Source organism: Microcoleus sp. Z1_B2 (genome assembly GCF_036700325.1).
In the GTDB taxonomy this organism is placed as follows: Bacteria; Cyanobacteriota; Cyanobacteriia; order Cyanobacteriales; family Microcoleaceae; genus Microcoleus.
Genome location: NZ_JAUBOQ010000001.1, coordinates 237,903 through 244,754, shown reverse-complemented (window position 1 = coordinate 244,754; position 6,852 = coordinate 237,903). Strand labels below are relative to the sequence as shown.

Here is a 6,852-nt window from a genome sequence, read left to right as displayed (position 1 = left end):
AAATTGTAAGTTATTTAATTCGCGATCCTTAACTAAAACTCAACCAGCTAAAAACTGTTTCGACAGTCAATTCTAACTCAATTCCATTAAGTATTGGCAAATTAGTTGCACCTTCGTAAAACTCCACCCTTTGCCCGGGAAATACCGCTAAAATACTTTCTTCTTCTGGAATCATTAACCAGCCCAATTCAGTGCCTTGTTGCGAACAAGCAAGTAATTTAGCAAGCACTTTTGTTTGGCTTTGTCCGGGAGAAAGAATTTCTATCGCCCAGTCTGGATAAATTTCAAAGCGGTTAGCAATTCTACCCGATGGTAGAAAGGGAATTCTTTCCCACCGGAATACTGCTACATCTGGGACGAGTGATACACCGCCGAAAGTGCAACGCAACTCGGGAAAAGCATAAGCAATCTTTGGTGTTTCGACTATTTGATTGATGACATTGCAAAGCTTACCTTGCAATCTGCTATGTTCACCTTGAGGCATCGCTTTTTGAATGATTTCTTTGTTGATATATTCGCAAGGTGGCTCCGTTTCTGGAAGTTTTAGGAACTCCTCTAAGTTGGGCGATATTTTAATAACTGCAGTCATAGGTTAAGTCGATTTTAGATTTGAGATTTTAGATTTTAAATGGGATAGATACCAGAACCCCGAATGTTTAAAAGTCGGGGTTCTGGTATCTATTATGAAGGACAAATTCTTGCCTTAACTAGCCTTCTTCTGAGGAGCCATTATGCGTTCCACACTCATAGCAGCCACGCTCAACGTCACCACAGCCATGCCGAGAATTGCCACAGGCTGCAACTTCTCATTGATAATTAGAAAACCGAAGAGTGCGGTCATTGCCGGCCCTAAAGTGCCAATTACTGATGCTAAGGCTGCCCCCGCGAACCGGATGGCAAAATTATTCAAAAGATAGCTAAACAGCGTCAGCACCCCTAAAACAACGCCTCCGACAATCAAACCCGGCCAAACATTTGGGTCGATTTTAGGAGCAAAATTGTCCGACAGTGGCACCCACAAACTCAGGGAGGAAAATACAAAAATCGCGCCGAAATTAACTAAACTAAAAGGAATTGGGTGCAGCTTGCCTGCGGCCATTTGCGTCAGCAATACGTAACCTGCAAAGGTAATCCCAGAAGCCAGTGCAGCCGTGACTCCCACCCCGACATTGCCGCCGCCCGGAGCAGGGGCCGCAAAACTCGGCCACCCAGCTAAAATCAGACCTGCGGTAATCCCGACGATCGCCAAAAAGCCGACTGTGCTGGGGCGAGAGCCAAACAAGATCCAAGAACCGAGTACGGTGACGATCGGGTAAATAAAGAAAATCGTAATCGCGATCCCGGCTGGAATATTGCCGATCGCCAAATAAATCAAAACCTGAGACAAAAACAGAAAAAATGCGCTTCCTAAAACCTTACTCCACAAAGCTCGATCGCCCGACTGGAACAACCGCCTAATATCTTTCCACACAGAAGGATACAGAAATGTCGCCAATATCGGCATCAAAGCCATCACCACGATCAGCCGCATCAACAAAATCAACAAAGAATTTCCAAAACCAGGAGTCACCACCCCCGGAAATTCAAACAAGCCAAAAACTATCCGAGGATTTTTGGCTTTAATTAGAATTCTCAAACAAACATTAAACAGCGACAATACCACCGCCGAAGACAAAGCCAGCACCAAACCTGTCTGTACTTGAGAAGGTGCTTTAGCGGATGCGGTCGAGGGCACTGAAGAGGGTTCCGGCACGGGTTCCCGCGGCCTTTCCACAGGTGTTGGCTGCAGAAATTGCGGGCGGACAGAATTAACAGAATTAACAGAATTAGTAGATTCCTCGACATAGGAATCTTGAGCATCGAAAGGATTCTCAAGATATGCTTCTTCGGATTCGAGTTCTTCCCTGATGCGGTTTACGAGATTTTGTAACAGCTCTTCCCCTTGCAGTTCCAGGGTTTTCATGTTGTTCAGCCGCACGGAAAGCTCGCTTTCGTAACTGGTTAAATCTTGTTCCAGCATCTGGAAACTGCGATCGATCCTTTCATCCAGCGCCGCCAGCAACTGCGATGCCCGTTCGTCGTAGTTGCTCGGCGGCAAGGGTATCGGGAACTCGCCGCTGGGAATAGGGCTGCTGAGAGAATTTCCCGAATTAGCGCTGAGTTCGTTGAACCGCTGCACCAACAAATCCTGCAAATTGTGAGCCAAAACTTGAGCCAACTGCTTCAGCCACAATTGCTGCTGCTGAATGTATCGCCCAGACAGAGATTCCATTTGCTGAGACTGCAATTTGCGATATTGCTCCCGGAGGTCTTCAATATCTTCAATCAGGTGATTTTTTTCAGTTTGCAGCCGAGTAATGTCTTGATTTAACTGGCCTTTGACATTTTGATGCAAAGCGTCCAGTTCTTGCATTACTGAGTGGAGGACTTCTTCTGCTGATTGTGTATCCTCTGGCTCGTCCTTTGACGAGTATACGTTCCGCTGCGCCATTAGCCTATAACCTCTAATTTAAACTGCACGTTCAGTGTTCTTAAGTATTGTGACAAATTAGGTCGCAAGTTCTAGTGAATTGATCTAAAAGATTGCGAACACTGTTGAATCAATAGTAGTCGCTAAGCTACAAATGTGAGAAAATTGCGTGAAGCAAAGCTATCCGGCCGGGAATCGCCCCAAGAACACTTTGTGCAATTAGAAATCATACTATAGCAATCCTAAATCAGTAAAAATATGTAGGGGTAGTGCTAAGAGTGCCTACCCCAGCCTGCATCGGGGCAACCGGGCGTGGGTTTTGCCCCTACAAGAATTACACAAATCATTGAGGATTGCTGTACAGCTTGACCTCTCCACGAATTGCTCCCGGTAATTCTCGCATATAACTCACCCGATTGCACCCGACTCACAAACCTAAGATCCCGTTCTGTGACTAAATTTGATTGGGGGGTCGCACTCCTAGCCCCTCAATGGATAACTTGATCCTGCAGGCAGAAACCCCGTTTCTATTCCCCGCGTCTCTCCCGCACTCCTGCACCCAGGTTTATGATTTTAACAGTTCCGATCTTTTGCTCGCGAAAGTTTTAAGAGGCGATCGCACCCTCAATCGATTTTAGATTTTAGATTTTAGATTAAAGAATTGAAGCATTGACTTGCGCGAGATAAATTCGGGGGGCCAGTTTCTCGGATACAGGTTTTTTATTTCTCCGTCCTGAGTCTGCGAAGGAATGAATCCGCGAGCTTGTATCCTGGATGCTGTCGGTCAAAAATCCCCCCCGCGCCATCAAAAAATTAACACATCCCATCCCCGAAGAGCAACAGATATGGCCTCCGAAATTTATGACAATTCCTTGACAAAGGATATAGAAAAACTGAATATTTCCTCAGAAGCCGAAGTGTTTGTCTTTCCGGCATCATTTGCCCAGCAGCGCTTGTGGTTTCTCGACCAATTCGCACCGGAAAACCCTTTCTATAATGTAGTAACAGCACTGCGCTTAACTGGTTCCCTCAACTTAACAGCCTTAGAGCAAACCTTCAACGAAATAGTGCAGCGACACGAAACTTTGCGAACCACTTTTGCAACGGTATCAGACCAACCAGTGCAGATGATCTCAGCGGCTTTCCAAACTAATTTAAAAGTATTAGACTTGCAAAATTTGCCGCCAGAACAACGGCCAACAGAAGCAAAGAAACTCTCTGCAGCAGAATCTCTTTGCCCTTTCAATTTATCCACCGGGCCGCTGATGCGAGTCACCATCCTGCGGCTGACAGAAACCGAGCATATTCTCTTGGTAAATATGCACCACATAGCCTCTGATGATTGGTCGATCGGCGTGCTAATTCGAGAAATAGAAGCTATCTATACAGCCTTTATAAATCAACAGCCATCTCCTCTACCAGAATTATCCCTTCAATATGCCGACTTTGCAGAGTGGCAGCGCGAATGGCTGCAAGGTGAAGTATTAGAAACTCAGCTAGCTTATTGGCGGCAGCAATTGCACGGAATTTCTGTGTTAAATTTGCCTACCGATCGCCCTGCACCAGCTAGGCAAAATTATCGGGGGAAAACTCAATATTTAGAACTGCCTAAAAAGCTGAAGGACGCACTTGTAGAGCTATCGCAGCGAGAAGGAGCGACTTTATTTATGACAGTGCTCGCAGCATTTCAAACTTTGCTTTACCGCTACTCGCAACAAGAAGATATTGTAGTAGGTTCGCCGATCGCCAATCGCAACCGCAGCGAAATAGAACCACTAATCGGTTTTTTTGTCAATACTTTAGTGCTGCGAACAGACTGTTCGGGAAACCCGACATTTCGAGATTTTTTGGGCCGGGTGCGGGAAGTAACCCTGGGAGCTTACGCTCACCAAGATTTGCCTTTTGAGAAGCTAGTTGAGGAATTGCACCCAGAGCGATCGTTGAATCGCCACCCGCTGTTTCAGGTGGTATTCGGGCTGCAAAATGGGCCTGTGGACGAGCTAGAATTGCCCGAATTAAAGTTAAGTTCTTTTCATTTAGAGACTCAAACAACCCGCTTTGATTTAGAGCTGCATTTGTGGGAAGCTTCCGATAAGTTTAGGAACAGATACGGCGAACAGTGGGAAGATTCGGAAGGGCTCAGAGGCGTGGCTGTGTACAATACAGATTTATTTGATGAAGTTACCATCGCCCGAATGCTGAGGCATTTTAAAACTTTGCTGGAAAGCATTGTGGCTAATCCAGAACAAGGAATTGCTAACTTACCTTTATTGAGCGAGGATGAAGTGAATCAATTATTCAAAGAATGGAACGATACTCGCACAGATTATCCTCAAAATAAGTGCATTCATCAGTTATTTGAAGGGCAACTCCAGCAGCATCTGGATGATGTCGCCCTAACTTTCGACAGCCAAAACCTGACTTACAGAGAACTCAACAGTCGCAGCAACCAACTGGCGCGTTACCTACAAAAACGGGGTGTGGGGGCGGAGGTTTTAGTGGGGCTTTGTGCAGAGCGATCGATCGACCTAATTGTCGGGATGTTGGCTATACTGAAAGCGGGAGGAGCTTACCTACCGTTAGATCCGAGCTATCCGCGCGATCGGCTAAACTTGATGCTGGAAGATGCTCAAGTTAAAGTCTTGCTAATTCAAGATAAATTGATTGAGAATTTCCGAGACTTCTCAAACTCAGTGATTTACTTCGATCGCGATTGGGAAGACATAGCCAAAGAAAGCGCCGAAAATCCCGCCAACACCGCAACAGCAGACAACCTAGCTTACGTTATTTACACATCTGGCTCAACCGGAAAACCGAAGGGAGTTGCTGTCACCCACAAAGCAGTAAATCGGCTGGTACTCAACACCAACTATATAAAAATAGAACCTACCGATAAAATTGCCCAAGCATCAAACGCTTCCTTCGATGCAGCCACATTCGAGATTTGGGGAGCCTTGCTTAACGGCGCTCAACTCGTGGGAATTAGCACAAATATTACCCTTTCGCCTCACGATTTAGCCTTAGAAATGCGCCAACAAGCCATCACCGTTTTGTTTTTAACAACTGCCTTATTTCAACAAATTGCTAGAGTTTTACCGCAAGCTTTTGATTCGCTGCGCTGCTTGCTGTTTGGCGGAGAAGCGGTCGATATGAGATGGGTTAAAAAACTTCTCAAACAAAATCCAACTACTAAGTTAATTCACGTTTACGGGCCTACAGAAAATACCACATTTTCGGCTTATTATTGCGTGCAAGACGTACCAGAAACCGCAACATCTATCCCCATCGGCCGCCCGATCGCCAACACGCAAATTTATCTCCTGGATGCGGATTTGCAGCCGGTGGCGATCGGTGTTATAGGTCAATTGTACGTCGGCGGTGACGGGCTAGCGAAAGGCTACCTCAACCAGCCTGAGTTAACTGCTGCTGCATTCATTCCTAATCCTTTTAGCAATAAATCAGGTTCTAGGCTTTATAAAACCGGTGATTTAGGCCGCTATTGGGTTGACGGCAACATCGAGTTTTTAGGCCGCGTTGACGACCAAGTAAAAATTCGCGGCTACCGCATCGAATTGGGAGAAATTGAAGCGGCTTTGTGCCAGCATCCACAAGTGCGCGAAGCAGTAGTAATTGTGAGGGAAGACATCCCAGGCGATAAGCATTTGGTAGCTTATGTTATTCCTGACGGCATCAATGAAAAATCAGGAATTCACAATCTAAAGTCAAGTGACTTGCGCCAATTTGTGAAAGAAAAGTTACCAGGATATATGGTTCCTGCAACTTATGCAGTGTTGGAGAATATGCCACTGACGCCTAATGGCAAAGTAGACCGCCGCGCCTTGCCCGATATAGATACAGACAGCGAGGATATAACAGAAAATTATGTAGCGCCTCGGACTGATCTCGAAAGTGCGATCGGGAAAATTTGGGCTAAAGTTTTGGGAAAACAGCAGGTTAGTATCTACGATAATTTCTTTGAACTAGGCGGGCATTCCCTGCTAGCAACTCAGTTAATTTCTCGCATCCGAGACGCTTTGCAAGTCGAGTTATCGGTCAGCAATTTGTTTGAGGCTCCGACTGTGGCGAGTCTGGCAAAATACATTGAAACAATGCGCTGGGCTGCGAAAGGTTTGGATACTCTCAGAACAGACGAAAATGAGCGCGAAGATGTGGAATTTTGAGGTTGGCGCAAATAAATCGGTGCTGTGTAATAGTTTTTCAAGGGCGGGCGGGACGCCCAACCCCTACTCCCCACAAAAAACTTAATGTCTTGTGGAACAGGCCGAAAAGCCTGTTCTTGAGAATTCGGTGCTGTGTAATAGTTTTTCAAGGGCGGGCGGGACGCCCAACCCCTACTCCCCACAAAAAACTTAATGTCTTGT

General features: G+C 46.0%; 3 protein-coding genes. 1 reads left to right on the top strand and 2 read right to left on the bottom strand.

Features of this window, described 5'->3' with window-relative positions; translation table 11 throughout:
* Nucleotides 1-28: 28 nt before the first annotated feature.
* On the bottom strand, nt 29-589 hold the full coding sequence (locus QT984_RS00910) for a Uma2 family endonuclease (RefSeq protein WP_333054376.1): 561 nt from the start codon (nt 587-589) through the stop codon (nt 29-31).
* 114 nt (nt 590-703) lie between these two features.
* Nucleotides 704-2,491 (bottom strand): EamA family transporter, encoded by a 1,788-nt coding sequence (locus QT984_RS00905; RefSeq protein ID WP_333372821.1) that lies wholly within the window; start codon nt 2,489-2,491, stop codon nt 704-706.
* 824 nt (nt 2,492-3,315) lie between these two features.
* Here QT984_RS00905 and QT984_RS00900 point away from each other — a divergent pair.
* Nucleotides 3,316-6,651: a non-ribosomal peptide synthetase gene (locus QT984_RS00900; protein ID WP_445299787.1), complete on the top strand. Its 3,336-nt coding sequence runs from the start codon at nt 3,316-3,318 to the stop codon at nt 6,649-6,651.
* Nucleotides 6,652-6,852: the final 201 nt, after the last annotated feature.

Bases quoted from the DNA above. Each gene is read 5' to 3' on its own strand.
- QT984_RS00910 (WP_333054376.1), bottom strand. From the start codon at position 589: ATGACTGCAGTTATTAAAATATCGCCCAACTTAGAGGAGTTCCTAAAA.
- QT984_RS00905 (WP_333372821.1), bottom strand. From the start codon at position 2,491: ATGGCGCAGCGGAACGTATACTCGTCAAAGGACGAGCCAGAGGATACA.
- QT984_RS00900 (WP_445299787.1), top strand. From the start codon at position 3,316: ATGGCCTCCGAAATTTATGACAATTCCTTGACAAAGGATATAGAAAAA.